The sequence below is a fragment of the Bradyrhizobium sp. LTSP849 genome, assembly GCF_000938255.1.
Lineage (GTDB): Bacteria > Pseudomonadota > Alphaproteobacteria > Rhizobiales > Xanthobacteraceae > Bradyrhizobium.
In genome coordinates, this window is sequence record NZ_JYMR01000012.1 from 37,958 (window position 1) to 54,455 (window position 16,498).

At 62.8% G+C, this 16,498-nt stretch carries 14 protein-coding genes and 1 tRNA gene; 3 read left to right on the forward strand and 12 right to left on the reverse strand.

The window, feature by feature from the left end; all coding sequences use genetic code 11:
• The first annotated feature begins 139 nt into the window (after positions 1 to 139).
• From UB31_RS09575 to UB31_RS09585, 3 genes are all read left to right on the forward strand, one after another.
• The gene (locus tag UB31_RS09575) at positions 140 to 1,315 is read left to right on the forward strand and encodes an efflux RND transporter periplasmic adaptor subunit (RefSeq protein WP_045000638.1); all 1,176 of its coding nucleotides are present in this window, start codon (positions 140 to 142) and stop codon (positions 1,313 to 1,315) included.
• A complete protein-coding gene (locus UB31_RS09580) occupies positions 1,312 to 4,449 on the forward strand; it encodes an efflux RND transporter permease subunit (RefSeq protein WP_045010676.1) in 3,138 nt (1,045 codons plus the stop codon). The genes UB31_RS09575 and UB31_RS09580 overlap by 4 nt, the downstream gene beginning before the upstream one ends.
• Positions 4,450 to 4,513: 64 nt before the next feature.
• Positions 4,514 to 5,086, forward strand: coding sequence for an invasion associated locus B family protein (locus tag UB31_RS09585; protein ID WP_045000642.1), 573 nt, complete (start codon positions 4,514 to 4,516; stop codon positions 5,084 to 5,086).
• Between the two features lie 49 nt (positions 5,087 to 5,135).
• Here the strand turns inward: UB31_RS09585 and UB31_RS09590 are convergent, their stop codons facing one another.
• From UB31_RS09590 to UB31_RS09665, 12 genes are all read right to left on the reverse strand, one after another.
• Positions 5,136 to 5,855, reverse strand: coding sequence for an ABC transporter ATP-binding protein (locus UB31_RS09590; RefSeq protein WP_045000644.1), 720 nt, complete (start codon positions 5,853 to 5,855; stop codon positions 5,136 to 5,138).
• Entirely contained in the window at positions 5,852 to 6,619 is a 768-nt protein-coding gene (locus UB31_RS09595; protein WP_045010677.1) for an ABC transporter ATP-binding protein, read from the reverse strand. The genes UB31_RS09590 and UB31_RS09595 overlap by 4 nt, the downstream gene beginning before the upstream one ends.
• Complete coding sequence (locus UB31_RS09600; protein WP_045010678.1) at positions 6,609 to 7,580, reverse strand: branched-chain amino acid ABC transporter permease; 972 nt, start codon at positions 7,578 to 7,580, stop codon at positions 6,609 to 6,611. Before UB31_RS09600 ends, UB31_RS09595 begins: the two co-directional genes overlap by 11 nt.
• On the reverse strand, positions 7,580 to 8,443 hold the full coding sequence (locus tag UB31_RS09605; protein ID WP_045000650.1) for a branched-chain amino acid ABC transporter permease: 864 nt from the start codon (positions 8,441 to 8,443) through the stop codon (positions 7,580 to 7,582). The genes UB31_RS09600 and UB31_RS09605 overlap by 1 nt, the downstream gene beginning before the upstream one ends.
• Before the next feature lie 66 nt (positions 8,444 to 8,509).
• Positions 8,510 to 9,763, reverse strand: coding sequence for an ABC transporter substrate-binding protein (locus tag UB31_RS09610; RefSeq protein WP_045010679.1), 1,254 nt, complete (start codon positions 9,761 to 9,763; stop codon positions 8,510 to 8,512).
• Positions 9,764 to 10,096: 333 nt separating this feature from the next.
• The gene (locus tag UB31_RS09620) at positions 10,097 to 10,459 is read right to left on the reverse strand and encodes a DUF1428 domain-containing protein (RefSeq protein WP_045010681.1); all 363 of its coding nucleotides are present in this window, start codon (positions 10,457 to 10,459) and stop codon (positions 10,097 to 10,099) included.
• 167 nt (positions 10,460 to 10,626) lie between these two features.
• Positions 10,627 to 10,700: transfer RNA gene (locus UB31_RS09625), tRNA-Gln, on the reverse strand.
• Positions 10,701 to 11,019: 319 nt separating this feature from the next.
• Positions 11,020 to 11,193, reverse strand: coding sequence for a hypothetical protein (locus tag UB31_RS09630; protein WP_156175269.1), 174 nt, complete (start codon positions 11,191 to 11,193; stop codon positions 11,020 to 11,022).
• A gap of 1,129 nt (positions 11,194 to 12,322) precedes the next feature.
• Positions 12,323 to 12,517: a hypothetical protein gene (locus tag UB31_RS09645; protein ID WP_045000682.1), complete on the reverse strand. Its 195-nt coding sequence runs from the start codon at positions 12,515 to 12,517 to the stop codon at positions 12,323 to 12,325.
• 2,511 nt (positions 12,518 to 15,028) lie between these two features.
• Positions 15,029 to 15,574, reverse strand: coding sequence for a hypothetical protein (locus UB31_RS09655; RefSeq protein WP_045010684.1), 546 nt, complete (start codon positions 15,572 to 15,574; stop codon positions 15,029 to 15,031).
• Positions 15,575 to 15,586: 12 nt separating this feature from the next.
• On the reverse strand, positions 15,587 to 16,114 hold the full coding sequence (locus tag UB31_RS39845; protein ID WP_050044743.1) for a hypothetical protein: 528 nt from the start codon (positions 16,112 to 16,114) through the stop codon (positions 15,587 to 15,589).
• 4 nt (positions 16,115 to 16,118) lie between these two features.
• Entirely contained in the window at positions 16,119 to 16,487 is a 369-nt protein-coding gene (locus UB31_RS09665) for a hypothetical protein (protein ID WP_045010685.1), read from the reverse strand.
• Positions 16,488 to 16,498 lie beyond the last annotated feature (11 nt).

The following is a 16,498-nucleotide window of genomic DNA, read 5'->3' on the forward strand; positions in this document are numbered from 1 at the left end:
AGCTTTCCAATTGTTTAGGATTCTCAACCCATAGTGTTGTTTACACTGGAACTTGGCGTGTATTATACAAGCGCTGCTGGAACCCTTTTGATTGCCCCACAATTCGTTGTTTTGGGCATACAAGCCGATACGATAAAAAATGAAAAAGTCACGGCCGATCCTGTGGATTCTGATCATCGCAGCCGTGGCCGGCGGCGGCTATTACGGCTGGCAACGATTCTCGGGGCCTGAGGCCGGGAAAGCCCAGACCGCGCAGAAAGGTCCGCCGCGGGCTCCCGCAGTGCCTGTGAGCATCGCGCCGGTCCAGAAGGCCGACTTCCCGGTCTATCTTACCGGTCTCGGCACTGTGGCGGGCTTCAACACCGTACAAGTCCGGACCCGGGTGGACGGCCAGATCGACAAGGTCGCCTTCACTGAGGGCCAGATGGTCAACCAGGGCGATCTCCTGGTCGAGATCGACCCGCGCCCGTTCCAGGCAGCGCTCGATCAGGCCAAGGCCAAGAAGGCGCAGGACGAGGCCAATATCGCCAACGCCAATCTCGACCTCCAGCGCTACACCAAGCTCGGCGAATTCGCGACGCGGCAGCAGACCGACACCCAGCGCTCCACCGTCGCCCAGCTCACCGCCCAGATCGCCGCCGACGATGCCGCAATCTCGAACGCCCAGACCCAGCTAGACTACACCCAGGTCAAGTCGCCGATCACCGGCGTCGCCGGCCTGCGCCAGGTCGACATCGGCAACATCGTCAACGCCTCGACCCAGACCGGCGTCGTTACTATCGCGCAGGTCGAGCCGATCACCGTGATCTTCACGGCGCCGGAGGACCAGCTTCCTTATATCAGCGAGGGCCAGAAGACCGGCGCGCTCAAGGTGATCGCGCTCACGACCGACGGCAAGAAGACGCTTGCCGAGGGCAAGCTTGCGGTCATCAACAATCAGGTCGACACGACCAGCGGGACTATTCGGCTCAAGGCGGTGTTCGACAACAAAGAACACACGCTGTGGCCGGGACAATCGGTTTCGACACGCCTTCTGGTGCGGACCCTGAAGGATGCGACCGTCATTCCCGATGACGGGGTGCTGCATTCGACCAGCGGCCTGTACGCTTATACCGTCAGCCAGGATAACAAAGCCGAGGTTCGCAAGATCAAGGTCAACTACTCCATCGACGGACGTTCGGTCGTCGATGAAGGGCTTACCCCAGGTCAGCAGGTGATCACCGGCGGTCAATACAAGGTGCAGCCCGGAAGTCTGGTCTCGACGGCCGTGGCGAGTTCGGATCCAGTTCAGAAAAGCAAGGTTCAGCAGGAATGACCGAAGGCGGGATTTCGGCACCTTTCATCCGTTATCCCATCGGCACATCGCTGCTGATGGCCGGCATTCTTTTTGTCGGTCTCGTCGCGTATCCCATGCTGCCGGTCGCGCCGCTGCCGCAGGTGGATTTTCCGACCATCCAGATCACCGCGACCCTGCCGGGCGGCAGCCCGGAGACGATGGCCTCCTCGGTCGCGCAGCCGCTGGAGCGCCAGTTCGCCCAGATTCCCGGCATCGCGCAGATGACCTCGACGAGCTATCTGGGCACGGCGTCGATCACCATCCAGTTCGACCTCAACCGCAGCATCGACGGCGCCGCGAACGACGTGCAGGGCGCCATCAACGCCGCAAGCGGCCAGTTGCCGAAGAACCTGCCCTCGCCGCCGACCTATCGCAAGGTGAACCCGGCGGACTCGCCGATCCTGCTGCTGTCGGCGACGTCGGACACGCTGCCGCTGACCACCGTCAGCGATTCGATTGACGCCCAGCTCGCCCAGCAGATCAGCCAGATCTCCGGCGTGGCGCAGGTGTTCATCGGCGGCCAGCAGAAGCCCTCGGTTCGCGTGCAGGTCGATCCGGGCAAGCTCGTCGCCAAGGGCCTGTCGCTGGAGGACGTGCGCAGCGCGATCGCGATCACGACGGTCGACAGCCCCAAGGGCAATATCGACGGCGACAAGCGCGCCTATACGATCTACGCCAACGACCAGTTGTTGCAGTCCAAGGACTGGAACGACGTCATCATCGCCTACCGCAACGGCGGCCCGTTACGGATTCGCGACATCGGCCAGGCCGTCACCGGCGCCGAGGACGCCAAGCAGGCCGCCTGGGCCAACGGCAAGCGCGGCGTGTTCCTGGTGGTGTTCAAGCAGCCCGGCGCCAACGTCATCGAGACCGTCGACCGGATCAAGGCGACCCTGCCCCGCCTCGTCGCGGCGATCCCGCCCGCGATCAAGATCGAGGTCATCAGCGACCGCACCACGACCATCCGCGCCGCGGTCGAGGACGTCCAGTTCACGCTGATCCTGACCATCGCCCTCGTGGTCATGGTCATCTTCGTCTTCCTGCGCAGCTTCTGGGCCACCGTCATTCCCACCATCACGGTTCCGCTGGCGCTTCTGGGCGCCTGCGCGCTGATGTGGGTGTTCGGCTATTCGCTCGACAATCTGTCGCTGATGGCGCTCACCATCGCGGTCGGATTCGTCGTCGACGACGCCATCGTGATGCTCGAGAACATCACGCGCTACATCGAGGAAGGCGAAAAGCCGCTTGCCGCAGCCTTCAAAGGCTCCAAGGAAATTGGCTTCACCATCGTGTCGATCAGCATCTCGCTGGTCGCGGTGCTGATCCCGCTGCTGCTGATGGGCGGCATCATCGGACGCCTGTTCCGCGAATTTGCCGTCGTGCTGGCGATGACGATCTTCGTCTCGATGTGCGTGTCGCTGACGCTGACGCCGATGATGGCCTCGCGCTTCCTGCGCTCGCATGGCGAGGTGAACCACGGCCGGTTCTACCAGTGGAGCGAACGCGGCTTCGACGCGATGCTGCGCGGCTACGAATGGGGGCTCGACCATGCGATGGCCTGGCGCCGCACCACGCTCGTGGTCTTCTTCGCCACCCTCGCTTTGTCGGTCTACCTCTTCATCCTGATCCCGAAGGGCTTCTTCCCGCAGCAGGACGTCGGCCTGATCACCGCGACCTCGGAAGCCTCTCAGGACATCTCCTTTGCCGAGATGCAGCGCCGTCAGGTCGAGCTCGGCAAGATCGTGATGGAAGATCCCGATATCGCCTCGTCGGCGATGAACATCGGCGGCAGCGGCCGCGCCGGCAATAACGGCAACATGTTCATCACCCTGAAGCCGCGCAACGAGCGCGACGCGTCCGCGCAGCAGATCATCGCGCGGCTGCGTCCCAAGCTCGAGAAGGTCGCCGGCGCCCGTCTCTATATGCAGGCAGCCCAGGACGTCCGCCTCGGTGGCCGTCCGACGCGCACGCAGTTCGAGTTCACCTTGCAGGACGCCGATCTCGGCGAGCTCAATTCGTGGGCGCCCAAGATTCTCGCCAAGATGGCGACGCTGCCGGAGCTGCGCGACGTCGCGACCGACCAGCAGACGCAGGGCACCACGGTCCAGCTCAACATCAACCGCGACACCGCCTCGCGCTATGGCATCCAGCCGCAGCTGATCGACGACACGCTCTACGACGCCTTCGGTCAGCGCCAGGTCGCGCAGTATTTCACGCAGCTCAACAGCTATCACGTGATCCTGGAGATCCTGCCGGAGATGCAGGGCAACCTCGATTCACTGAACAAGCTCTACCTGAAATCGCCGCTGACCGGCGACCAGGTGCCGCTGTCGACCTTCGCGACCTGGTCCACTGATCCGGTCCGGTCGCTCTCGATCAGCCATCAGGGCCAGTTCCCGGCGATCACGATCAGCTTCAACCTCGCTCAGGGCGTCGCGCTCGGACAGGCCACGGAGTCCGTGCAGAAGGCGATGGCCGATCTCGGCGCACCGCCGACGCTCAATTCGAGCTTCCAGGGCACCGCGCAGGCGTTCCAGCAGTCTCTCGGCACCGTGCCGCTCCTGATCCTCGCCGCGCTTGTCGTGGTCTATCTGATCCTCGGCATTCTCTACGAGAGCTACATCCATCCGATCACGATTCTGTCGACCCTGCCCTCGGCCGGCGTCGGCGCGCTCGCGATCCTGATGGCGGCCGGCTTCGAGTTCAGCCTCATCGCTTTGATCGGCGTCATCCTGCTGATCGGCATCGTGAAGAAGAACGGCATCATGATGGTCGACTTCGCCATCGCTGCCGAACGCGACGGGAAGACGCCGGAGGAATCGATCCGCCAGGCCGCGCTGCTCCGCTTCCGCCCGATCATGATGACCACGATGGCAGCGCTGCTCGGCGGCGTGCCGCTGATGCTCGGCCACGGCACCGGCGCCGAGATCCGCCAGCCGCTCGGCTACGCCATGGTCGGCGGCCTGATCGTCAGCCAGGCGCTGACGCTGTTCACAACGCCGGTCGTCTATCTCTATCTCGACAAGTTCTCGAACCTGTTCAAGAGCCATTCGGCCGAGGACGAATTACACGAGGCGTCCGAGCACGGCACCGTCAAGGAAGCCGCCGAGTAAGCTTGCACCACGCGCTTCGCAACGCTACAGCGAGGCCCTCGGTTCACGCCAATGCGGTTACGCCATGCCCATGCAATCCAGACTTGCCGCCCTCGCCGCCGCTGTCCTGTTGTCGACCGGTGCCGCGTATGCCCAGCAGGGCGCCAAGAAGAACGCGGCTCCGCCGGCCCCAGCAGCACAGCCCGCGCCTGCCCCGACACAGCCGCAAGCTGATGGCGCTCCGGCGCAGCAGCCCGGCTGGATCGCACGCTGCACCAGCGTCAGCCGCGACGCCCCGCTCGAATGCGCGATCGAGCAGAACGCGGTGCTGACCAAGACGGGCCAGACCATCGTACTGATCAACATCCGCATTGCGCCCGACACCCGCACGCCGGTGGCGCTGCTTCAGCTGCCGCTCGGCCTCAACCTTCCCGTCGGCGCCAAGCTCCAGGTCGATGAGGGCAAGGCGGTCGACCTCCAGATCCAGACCTGCGAGAATCGCGGCTGCTACGCCTCGACGCCGATCGCGCCGGACCTGCTTGCGAGCCTGAAGTCAGGCAAGCAGTTGAAGGTCTCCTTCCAGAACATGGCCAAGGAGACGATCGCGATCCCGATGCCGCTCAACGATTTTGCGGCGGCCTACGATAAGATCAAGTAGCGCGGCGTCTCGCTCCTTGCCTGTCGCTGCTGCTTCAGGCGAAGATCGGTCACCCGACGCCTAGATAAGCCTTCTGCACCTGGGGATCTTCCGCGAGCGCCGCGGCCGTGCCCGACAGCACGCTCTTGCCGACCTGAAGCACGGTGGCGAAATCGGAGACTTCCAGCGCGAGCTCGATCGACTGCTCGGCAAGCAGGATGGTCAGGCCTTCACGGTGCAGGCGGCCGAAGGTTTCGTACATGGACTCGACCACGGCCGGCGCGAGGCCGAGCGACGGCTCATCCAGCATCAGGAGTTTCGGGTCGCTCATCAGCGCGCGGCCAACCGCAAGCATCTGCCGCTCGCCGCCGGACATGGTGCCGGCGCGCTGGTTGCGCCGCTCCTTCAACCGCGGAAAGATCTCGTAGACGCGTTCGAGCAGCGCGGCCTTGCGCGACTTGTCGTGCAGCGGCGTGGCGCCGAGCATGAGGTTGTTCTCGACGCTCTGCTGCACGAACAGCCGCCAGCCTTCCGGCGACAGCGCCAGCCCCTTGCGCACGATTGCAAACGCCCTCTCGCCGGCGATGTCCTCGCCGCGAAAGCTGATCGATCCGGAATGCACGGGAATGAGGCCGGCGATGGCGTTCAGTGTCGTGGTCTTGCCGCCGCCATTGGAGCCGAGCAGTGCGACGACGCTGCCCTCCGGCACCTCAAGCGACACGTCGGAGACGCCGATGAGGTCGCCGTAGCGCACCTCGAGGTGCTCGATCCGCAGCAACGCCCCGCTCATAGGTCCGGCCCGCCCATCAACTCGACCGGCGTATGGCCGGCGGCGGCCTTCGCGGCGCGCTTGCCGAGATAGGCCTCGATCACGGCCGGATTGGACGTAACTTCGCGCGGAGAGCCACGGGCGATCTCCTTGCCCTGGTGGAACACCATCACGCGGCTTGCGAGCGACATGATGACTTCCATGATGTGCTCGACGATGACGAGCGTGATGCCGGAGCGATGGATGTCGCGCACCAGATCGATCGCGAGCCTCACCTCATGGGCGTTAAGGCCGGCCATGGCCTCGTCGAGCAGCAGCACCTTTGGCTCGGTCGCCAGCGCCCGCGCAATCTCGAGCCGCTTGCGGCCGGGCGTGCCGAGCGAACGCGCCGGCGTATCAGCAAGCCTGCTCATGCCGACGCGCTCGAGCACGGCGCGTGCCCTGGTCTCGGCCTCCTTGCGATGCGAGGTGCGCAGGAAGGCGCCGATCATGACGTTTTCGAGCACCGTCATGCCTTCAAAGGTCTGCGGCACCTGGAAGGTGCGCGCGAGCCCGAGCCCGGCGCGCAGCTCCGGCGTGAAGTCGGTGATGTCGCGTCCCTCGAACAGCACGCAGCCGGAGGAGGCCTTGAGATCGCCGGTGAGGCAATTGAAGAAGGTGGATTTGCCGGCGCCATTCGGTCCGATCAGGCCGAGGATGTCGCCCTGCTCCAAGGTCACGGAGGCGTCGTCTACCGCCTTGAAGCTGCCGAACGCCTTTGTGATCCCGCGTGCCTCAAGGAGCATGGCCTGCTCCCGTGTCGGTCTTGGGCTTGGCTCGCCGCATGAACAGGCTGAGCAGGCCGCCCGGCTGGAAGCGCGCAATCACGACAATGATCGCACCGTAAAGCACGAAGGTGAGCCCGGCGCCCCTGCCGCCGAGCCAGCTGTTGGAGATCTCCTCCAGCGGCACCAGGATCGCGGCGCCCACCAGTGGGCCGAACAGCAGCCCGGCGCCACCAAGCGCAGCCATGATCAGGATTTTCACCGAGATCAGGATGCCGAGCCCGGACTCGGGATCGACGAAGCCGAACATCATCGCATAGAGCGCGCCGGCGACGCTCGTCAGCGCCGCGCTCAGCATGTAGGCATAGAGCTTGGTGCGGCTGGCGGGCGCGCCGAGCGAGCGCGCGGCACGCTCGGAGTCCTTGATCGCGCGCAGATAAAATCCCATCCGGCTGTTGGTCATCCACCAGGTGATCAGCAGTGTGATAACGAGGACGGCCAGGAACAGATAATAGTAGGGCAGCGACGACAGGAATGAGAGATCGAAGATGTTGCGCGGCACGGTCGGGCCGGAGAGGCCTACGGCAGCACCGAGCCAATCGGTGTTGGTGACGATCAGCCGCATCGTCTCGGCGACTGCGATCGTCGCCATGCTGAAATAGTGGCCGGACAAGCGCAGCGTCGGCACGCCGATGATCGCGGCAAGCGCGACCGCGACAACGATGCCGCCGGGGATGCCGAACAGCGGCGACAGACCGAACTTTGCGTAGGACCCCATCGCGGCGTAGGCGCCGCAACCGAAAAACACGACATGGCCGACCGAGACCTGGCCGGCATAGCCGCCGACAATGTTCCAGGCCGAGGCCGCAATCGCATAGAGCAGCACCAGTGCGCCGAGGCGCTGCTGAAAGGGTGAGGACAGCAGCAGCGGATAGGCGATCGCAATCGCTGCGACGACCGAGAGCCAGATCAGGCGCGGCATCACATCTTCCCCATCAGGCCCTGTGGCCGGAACCAGAGGAAGAGCAGGAACAACACATAGACGACGATGTCCTTGTAGACCGCGCCAATCAGATAGCCGGACAGCGACTCGATGACGCCGATCAGAAGCCCTGCGACCAGCGCACCCGGCACGCTACCAAAACCGCCGAGCGACACCGTGACGAAGGCGACGATGCCGAGCGTCTCGCCGACCGTCGGCACGATGTAGAAGAAGTTCGCGATCAGCGCGCCGGCAAGGCCGGTGGCCCCGGCCGCGATTCCCCAGGCGATCGCCTGCATGGTGTCGGGCCGGATGCCCATCAGTTGCGCTGCGGTCGCATCCTCCGCCACAGCCAGCATCTTGGAGCCGAGCGATGTGCGCGTCAGCAACAGATGCAGGCCGAGTGTCACCAGGATCGCGACGACACCCGCGAGCAGTCGCGAGGCCTCGATGCGCAAGCCCGCGACTGCAAAGGTGCCGCCGACGATGTTCTGCGGCATCGACAGGAAGTTGGCGCCGAACCACCAGAACACGGAATAGCGCAGCAAAAGTGCGAGCCCGAAGGTGCCGAGGATCTGCGCCAGCATCGGCCCCTTCATGATGTCGCGGATCAGGGCGAAATAGACGACGACGCCGACGGTCGCGAGCACCAGCGTCGCCAGCGGCGCGCCGAGAAGCGGCCCTCCTCCCATCAGCGTGTAGACGACATAGGCGACATACATGCCGAGCATGACGAAATCGCCATGCGCGAAATTGACGATGTTCATCATGCCCCACACCAGCGTGAGGCCTGATGAAAACAGGGCGTAGACGGCGCCAAGCAGAAGCCCGCCGACGATCACCTGCACGAGTACAAAGGACATGAGCTGCGTTGCTCTGATCAAATCATTTTGGGAAAGGCGGGGCGCGCGGCCCCGCCTTCAAAAATCTCACCAGCCCTTGTAGGGCAGCACCGGTGCCTTTTCGGCGTTGGCCTTCGGCCACACCGCTGTGTAGTTCTCACCGTCCTGAAGCTGGATGATCAGGCCGGAGGCAAGGATGTTCTGGCCCTTGTCGTCGAACTTTACGCCCTTGTAGCCCATCATCAATTGCTCAGGCTTGAGGTCCGTCGCCTTCAGCGCCGCCTGGATCTTTGCAGGATCGGTCGAGCCGGCGCGGTCGATCGCGTCGGCGAGCACGAAGAAGCCCTGCATCTGGCGGCCGACGGTGTCGTCCATCTCCTCGCCGCTCTTCTTCTTGTACATGTCCGCAATGATCGCCGACGGCGAGCCAGCCGGGCCCACCGACCATGACGAGCGGTTGAACGCGCCTTGCGAGATCTTGCCGACAGCCTTGATGAAGGACGGATCGGAATAGCCGGCATCGTCCGCGAGCAGGATCGCCGGCTTGTAGTCGAGCGACTGCATGGTCTTGGCGAACAGGATCGCGTCCGACGTGTAGCTGATCATGATGATCACGTCGGGCTTCTTGTCCTTGAGCTGGAGCACCTGGCCCTGCACGTCGGTCGCGTTGACGGGATAGGCGACATCGAGCGCGACCGGCTGCCCCTTCTCCTTGAAGGCGGCGCTGATGGTGTTGGCGACCGAGGTGCCGTATTCGGTATTGTCGTGGACCAGCGCGATCGCATCGGTCTTGGCGCCGGATGCCTTCATGTCGGCGAGGAAGTCGACATAGGCCTTGGCAAAATCTGTCGCAATCGGCGTGGTGCGGAAGAACCATTTGAAGCCGCGCTCGGTGAGATTGGCGGCGACCGACTCCGAATTGAGATAAGGAATGCCGTATTTCTCCGCGATCGCGCTCGAGGTCAGCGTGATGCCGGACTGATAGGCGCCGAACACCGCCGCGACCTTGTCTTCCGTGATCAGGCGCAGCGCCTGGTTCTGGCCCGTCGCGGGATTGCCCTGGTTGTCGGCGAACACGGCCTCGATCTTGGCGCCGCCGAGGCCGGCAAGGCCCGCCTTCTTCGCCAACGGCAGATTGCCGAGCTCGGGATGGGCGTTGTTGATGATGTCCATGGCGACTTCGAGTGCCGCCTTGGCATGCGCGCCGATCGAGGCGGTGCCGCCGGACATCGGCAGGATCACACCGATCTTGACCACCTTGTCCTCCGCTCGCGCGCCGGCGGCGAGCGCAATGGACATCGCGGCCGCGCAAAGCAGCCCGGTGACGTGCTTCAATGTCATGAAATCAGACCTCCCAAAGGGTTTCCCCAACCAAGATTTTTTGGAAGCCATGGGCTTAAGCGCCCGCTTCCGTTTGATTATACTTGGCGATGAGAGGATGGCATGCCAGCCCAGAACCGGCAAGGTGAAACGGATTGCGACGATGCTGCATAAGGGAGCAGCGATTGCGCTGGCCGCAAGCGGCGCTCAATCTGGCGTCGTTCGGCGTGAGCGAGACAACTGCTGCCGTCGCAAGAAATTGTAGCCCGCACGAGCAAAGCGGAATGCGGGAAGAGCCGCCCCGGATTTCGCTTCCGCTCCATCCGGGCTACGGCTATCCGCGGTCCGGCTCACTCAATCGACGGCGTCACGTGCCTGCAACAGCGTCGTGAAGCCGCCATAGATCATGCGCTTGCCGTCGAACGGCATGTCGGCGGCCTTGAGCCGCGGGTCGGCCATCACCTTCTTGTTGACGGCATCGCGGGTTTCCCGATCGCGGTAGATGATCCAGGAAAACACCACGACCTCGTCCTCCGTCGCCATCACCGCGCGCGGAAACGAGGTGAGTTCGCCATAGGGCACGTCGTCGCCAATACATTCGACGTAGTCGAGCGCACCATGCTCCATCCACACCGCGCAGGCCGTTTTCGCCAGCGCCTTGTAGGCCTCGATCTTGTCCTTGCGTACCGCCAGCACGAAACCATCGACATAGGTCATCACGGATCTCCTTGGGTTGCGTATTCCAAGGACGATCCGATGCCCGGCAATCCGACTCGCGAAGGCGATCTTCAGATGAGGCAAACCGTCGCGAACCGGACCATGGCGAGCCGAGCTTTGCAGCCAGGATGCGGTGGACATTGTGAGCTCGGGAAAGCGCCAGGAATTGGCTGGGGAACCTGGATTCGAACCAAGACAAACAGAGTCAGAGTCTGTTGTGCTACCGTTACACCATTCCCCACCGAAGCACTTGATACTACAAGACTTTCTTCGGAAGTTTTGCAAGCCGCGGCAAAAGTTTTGCAAATCAGCGTCTTGCTGGCGCTGATATAGCCGCGCAGGCGTTCGCGGTCTAGCCCCCTCCATGATATCGGCGGCCGGTTCTTCACCAGTCCGTTTACATTGCGTGGCAGCCAGCGCCCGCCCCGCAAGGCTTTGCTCGAGAAATCCTTGGATCGTCCGCTCTTTAGCCTGGATCGCCGCCCGTCATCGCCCTTTGCTCCACGCGAACAAAGCCAGTCCGTGAGTTTCGGAAATGGTAGGAGGACAGCCTCCTCGGCTTATTCCAAGGGCGCTGTCAGAGCGATGATCGCGGCCTCGCGCTCTTCAGCACCGGTCGAATAGCCAATACGGAATGAAAGGTAGAGCGTCCCTGCACACGCGGCAGCCAGCACGATGCGGCCAAGCTCGCCAGCAAGCACCAGACCACAAACAGCGAACGTGAGAAGGACCATCCTTGTCATCGTCAGAATCGAATCACGAGCGATTCATTGAGGCAAGCAGCCTCGCACCTTTTTCGTGTGCAAAAGACGTAAAGCGCGAAGAGCATGCGCCTCAAGGGGCGGCCAAGCTTTCGATAATTGGGGATTATCGAAGGCAGATGCGCTCCATGCGCCGAACTCACAGCGGCTGATCGCCGCGATCGACGACTATGTCGAGCAGCTAACCGGGGATCGGACCAGGCTGCACACACAGCACCACAGCATCGGAAGATGAATGAAAGAGGCCGCCAACTGAGGCAGTCTTATTCGCTGCCGCGATCACCTGCGGCGTTCTGTGCGAGCTTGATCCACTCGCCCGCCAGCCGCAGCCAAGCCTCTTTATCGAGGGCACTCACTGCCCGTTCTGCCTGTTGGCGGCACTCATCGGCTTGAGCGCGGAATCTGGCAACGTCCTGCTCTGACATCCCATCGGGATAGTATAGAGCGCCGGTCGCTTCAACATTCACGTTGGGGGCTGTAGTCCTGGCGACCTCAGCCATTCGCTTATGTTCGAGCCGGTTTCGGCTTGCCTTACCCTGCGGAGAGCGGCCTCGCGCACCGGTCCGTGAGGGAGTAATTCGGCTTCTTCGCGGAGACGCCTCACCTGTTCGGCAAGGCGGTCTTCAAGAGAAGTGGCTTGGTTGAAACCGCGTCGAGGCATGGCGCTGCTCCTCTAGAGGAGGCGGGAGCGTGGTGCTCTCAGTCACCGATGGATGCCAAAGGTCGAGCGGTGATTTCGTAAGGATGGAACCGCGGAGGCCCCGCCCGCTGTATCGTTTTGCTCACTCGTCAAAAATTCATAAACAAGGCCACTGCTAAATTGAGGCCCGCCGGGATGAACCGGCCGCCACTGAGGCGGCCTACTCGCTCCTGACTGGAACTATAATTTCGGCTTTTCGTTTCGTGCTAATGCAGCAAAACCGCGTTGTCCGTCTCCATGTAGAATTGTCGAAGCAAGACAAGCAGGCCATTGATGACTTCTGGTTCGCGGAGCGGTTTCCGAGCCGCGCAGCGGCGGTTAGGGAGCTGCTGCGACGCGGGCTGTCGAGTGACAAGCACTGTGTGCAGAAGTCGACCGGAAATGTGACGAACTAAGGCGGCCTTACTTATCGATTTTATAGACTACCTCGCCCTGTCCGTTCAACACGCGCGCGCCCGTTGCCTTCTTCCTGCCGGCAAGCAGGAGCGACGCTTGCTTGCGCGCTGCGAGCGGGTTGATGGCGCTGATCGTCGTTCGATGAAGTAGGGTTTCCGACTCGTCCGAAGCGGTCGCGTAAATCTCGATGATGAACTTCACTCGGCCGGAAGCCGGACAGGACCAGCAATCAAGCGGTAGCTTGGGACCCAAGCACTGTTCCAGCTCTCGAGGGTGTTTCCACAAACCGCGCATTCGAAGCTGGCAATTTGTCGGCCCGGAGCCATGGATTCGGTGCGGCTGTAAACTGCGCCGCACTGACAGGATCGGTGATGAGATTCTGGCATCCCCGTTTATGCGCCCGAAAAGCAAAACAGGCCACTCCGGTTTTCAAAGCCGGCCACCGCGCTCGGAAGCAGACCAGCGCTGGAGAAAGCAGCCTACCGCTTGGCGCAATGGGAAAAGCCGCAGGGCGGTTCCATCTCGGAGACGGAGCCATATCCGGCTTCTCCCTTAGGAACGTCCGCACGCGACTTCGCTTGATAATCACAAGGTCAAACGGAGTTGGAACATGCGAAAGACAATTTTTTCGATAGCCATCTGTGCGCTGCTCGCCGGTGCGTCGATCGGTTTCGCGCACGCGCAGGCAGGTGGCGCAGGTGGAGCGGGCGGAGCCGGCGCTGGCACAGGCGCGGCGTCATCAGCGGGTACGGCAGGTTCGGGAACATCTTCGTCCGGCGCCGGGGCGGCCGGTGCCCCGACCACGGGGGCAGGCACAAATACTAACCCGACAACAGGCAATACCGACGCAAGAACCGGCATCTCCAATGGCGTTGCCGCGCCTCAGCCCGCGCCCAATCGGTGATCGACTAGGCCCAGCGACCAGCACCCCGACAACAGGCAATACCGACGCAAGAACCGGCATCTCCAATGGCGTTGCCGCGCCTCAGCCCGCGCCCAATCGGTGATCGACTAGGCCCAGCGACCAGCAGCCAACACAGAGCCGACCGCACCCTCGGGCGGTATCGTTGGCCGACAGATCAACGGAAGACCGATGTGAAAGATTGAGAGGCCGCCAACTGAGGCGGCCTGCTGATCGAGTGGGGTTCAGGTTGGGGTGCGGAGGCCGGGGGAGCTTAGCCATTGCTGAATGTGCAAGGCGTTCTCACTCAGTCGCGCGGCTTTTAACAACGCTTCCCGTTTGGGCCCGGGAGGCGTTGCCTCTGCGCGGCTCCGAGCGACCGTGGCCATTTGGGTAAGGCGTTCTGTCAACGATGTGGTGAGCTTGAGCATCAAACGGCTCCGCGTTCTGGCGGGAGCAAAGATCTCTCAGTCACCGATAGCTGCCGAGGGCGGGGCGGTGATAGCCGATACAAATTGCATACGCGTATCGTGGTGTCTGAGCAAAATTGCTCACTCCCGCTTCAACTGAGGCAGCCTTACTCTTTGTCGACCTCTATTCGCCAGCAATGCTCGCAACGGTAGACCGAAGCCTTACGGTACGATCCCATAGCTCCCATCGTGCTGAAGTAGGTCATAGGGCGGGTGCAAACCTCGCAGGGCCGGTCGGGTCGTCTCTCTTCCGATCTCATGTGAGAGCGTATTGCGCAGTCACGGGCTGATGTCTGAGCAAAACTGCTCACCTCAAATCAGGCCACTGCGAAATTCAGCTTAGGCCCCTAGGGATTAAAACAGGCCAGCGCCAAAATTCACACGTTCGATACAGAGCGGCCCCAGTCCGGGGCTCGCGGGACTGGGGCCATCTTGGAGGCAGAGCGCAGCGCGGGGTCGGCCTTGCTTTGCGTGGCTGAAAGTGCAGCACACCCGGATTGCCGCCGCTGCTCAATATTGCTCGGGGCGGCCGCCAACGTTAACCGGACCAGGTTCCATTGCGTTCCAAGTTGGCCGCGTACGTTAGGCACGAGAAACGGTTTCGCCGCGCCGCGAAAAGAATCGATTTGCGTTTAGATAAGGTCGAGGGGTAGACCGACCGTACCGGGGCTGGCTGCATATTTCACGTTGATCTTTTTACCCGGTTCGTTTTGACATCAAGCGCGGGCCGCAGTGGGATTCCACTGCGGCCTTTTGCGTGTCTAACGCTTCAACCGCCGGCGGTGCGACATCAGCCGCTGCCGGTCGCGCTTCCGCTCCTCGGCCGCCGCTTCATCCGCCGAACCCTGGGGTCCGCCTGGACACAAGCACACCCCGGCTGAGTTTCGATAATCACGCCTTACCGAAACTCAGCCCTTATTGCCCTTTGGGAGGCGATCGAGAAATCGATCCTTGATTGTCCTCGAGCAGCTCTCCCAAATCGCATCCAAGTCCGCCTCCAGCCTTTCGGCCCGGGCCGCCATACCGGCCTTGGTGCCCTCGCTGATCCGCTTCCTCACCTCTGGATCTGCAAGCGCTTCCCGTACACGCTCGCTCATCCGCTGACGCCACACTGGATCTGCGCTTGCATGAGCAGCACGCGCTCGAACCCCTGGATCAGCCATTGCCAAACGTGTTCGCTGGCTGATCTTGGCTCGAATAGCAGGATCACTCATTCGATCGCGGATCTTGGCTGCTTGGGCCGCGCGGGCACACGGATCCGCCCAGTGCGCCAACGCCTTCGCGCGCATGCGGGCTTTGGTGGCTTCTGTGTGGGGCCGACGTTTCACGTGCAACTCCCCCCTACCCCCTTGATCCGAGTCTGCGAACGCCACCCCCGCTTGCTGAAGACGGTTCGCCGAACGCGGCGGAAACACCGCCCAAACCAGGCGCGCCGCCTGAGGGTGCCAGGATTGGCGGAGCATCCGCCCGCGATTGAGCCTGACGCGGCTGGTCATATGCATGGGTGGACGAGGAGCGCCCCTCCAGCACCGAAATGCGCGCCAGCGCCGCACGCATCAGGCCCTTAAGCTCGTTCACCTCTGCACGCAGCTTTTGGGTCTCCGGCAATTTGTCGAGGCTCTCTTGCTCCAAGGCCTCGGCGCGGGCCTCGAGCTCTGAAATGAACGGCTCGCTGTCCGCCAGCAGCATCAGACCCACAAGGTCGTTCTCTGCCGGCATCGGACCAAATTCCGGCACGATTTCCGCTGGATTCAACTGCAGGATTCTCAGGCGGGCGGCATCGTATCGCGGCCTCAATTCGTTGATCCGAGCGATGTCACGACCGGCTTGTGACCTCAGACCCTCGGCCGAGCGATGGGAATCTGGGACGATTGCGTCTCTTTGCATTTGTTCGTTCTCCTATTCGACGGGTCGTTCACGACTGCGCAGCACCGCACGCAAGACCCGCTCGAGTGCCGCGAAATCGGCGGGGACTGACTGACTCAGGTCCAAATTTGAAGGGCTGTTAGGCTCCCCGTCGTAACGGAGCAGCGCAGTGAGCGCGCCGCGGTCGTCCAACAACCTCATCTCGATGTGCTTGGCCAACGCGCCCTCGAGCCGGATGTCGACGAGGAGGACAGGCTGATCGGCCGGAAGAGCATTCGGCCCATTCGTTGCGATAGCGGCTCGCAGCGGAGGATCGGCACACGCGATGCGCGCCAGTTCCACCAGGATCCGTCCCCGATCGAGCTTCCGCAGGTCGACGATGTGATTGCTGGCCCTCCTCAACTCCTCCACCCGCGCGATGACGTCAGGCGATTGGGCCAGCCGGTTCTGATTTCCCCGATGCCAGTTATATCCGGCGGCGACCATGGCGTCGGCGCGGGACTTCCCGTCAGCCAGGGCCTGCGCGAAGAGCTCGTGGCCATGATTGCGCAGCCGCGGCATCGAACTACGCTCCATTCCCGACGAGAGTGAAGACGCCGCTGTCGTGGGCGACGACGCCGAGCATCGCCCACTGGCCGGCCGTCTTGGTGAAGCCCTGCTGGCTCTGCAGCACTGCGCCGGCACCGGGGGCAATCGTGGCCTGGCCGGCGTTGATCTGGATCACAGAGACATTGAAGCCGGCCGGAAGGTTCGCCGGCAGCGTGATCGTACCGCCCGAGGAGCTGTCGAACAGGATGATGCCTCCACGGTAGCTCCGATCGAGGGCAACATCGCCGGTCACGCGCGTCAGCGCGGCGCCAAAGCCATAAAAGCGCGATGCCCCAAAGTTGGTGTCGTAGCCGGAGGAGTTCTTTCGAAAATCTGGCGCAGTCATTCTGAAATCCT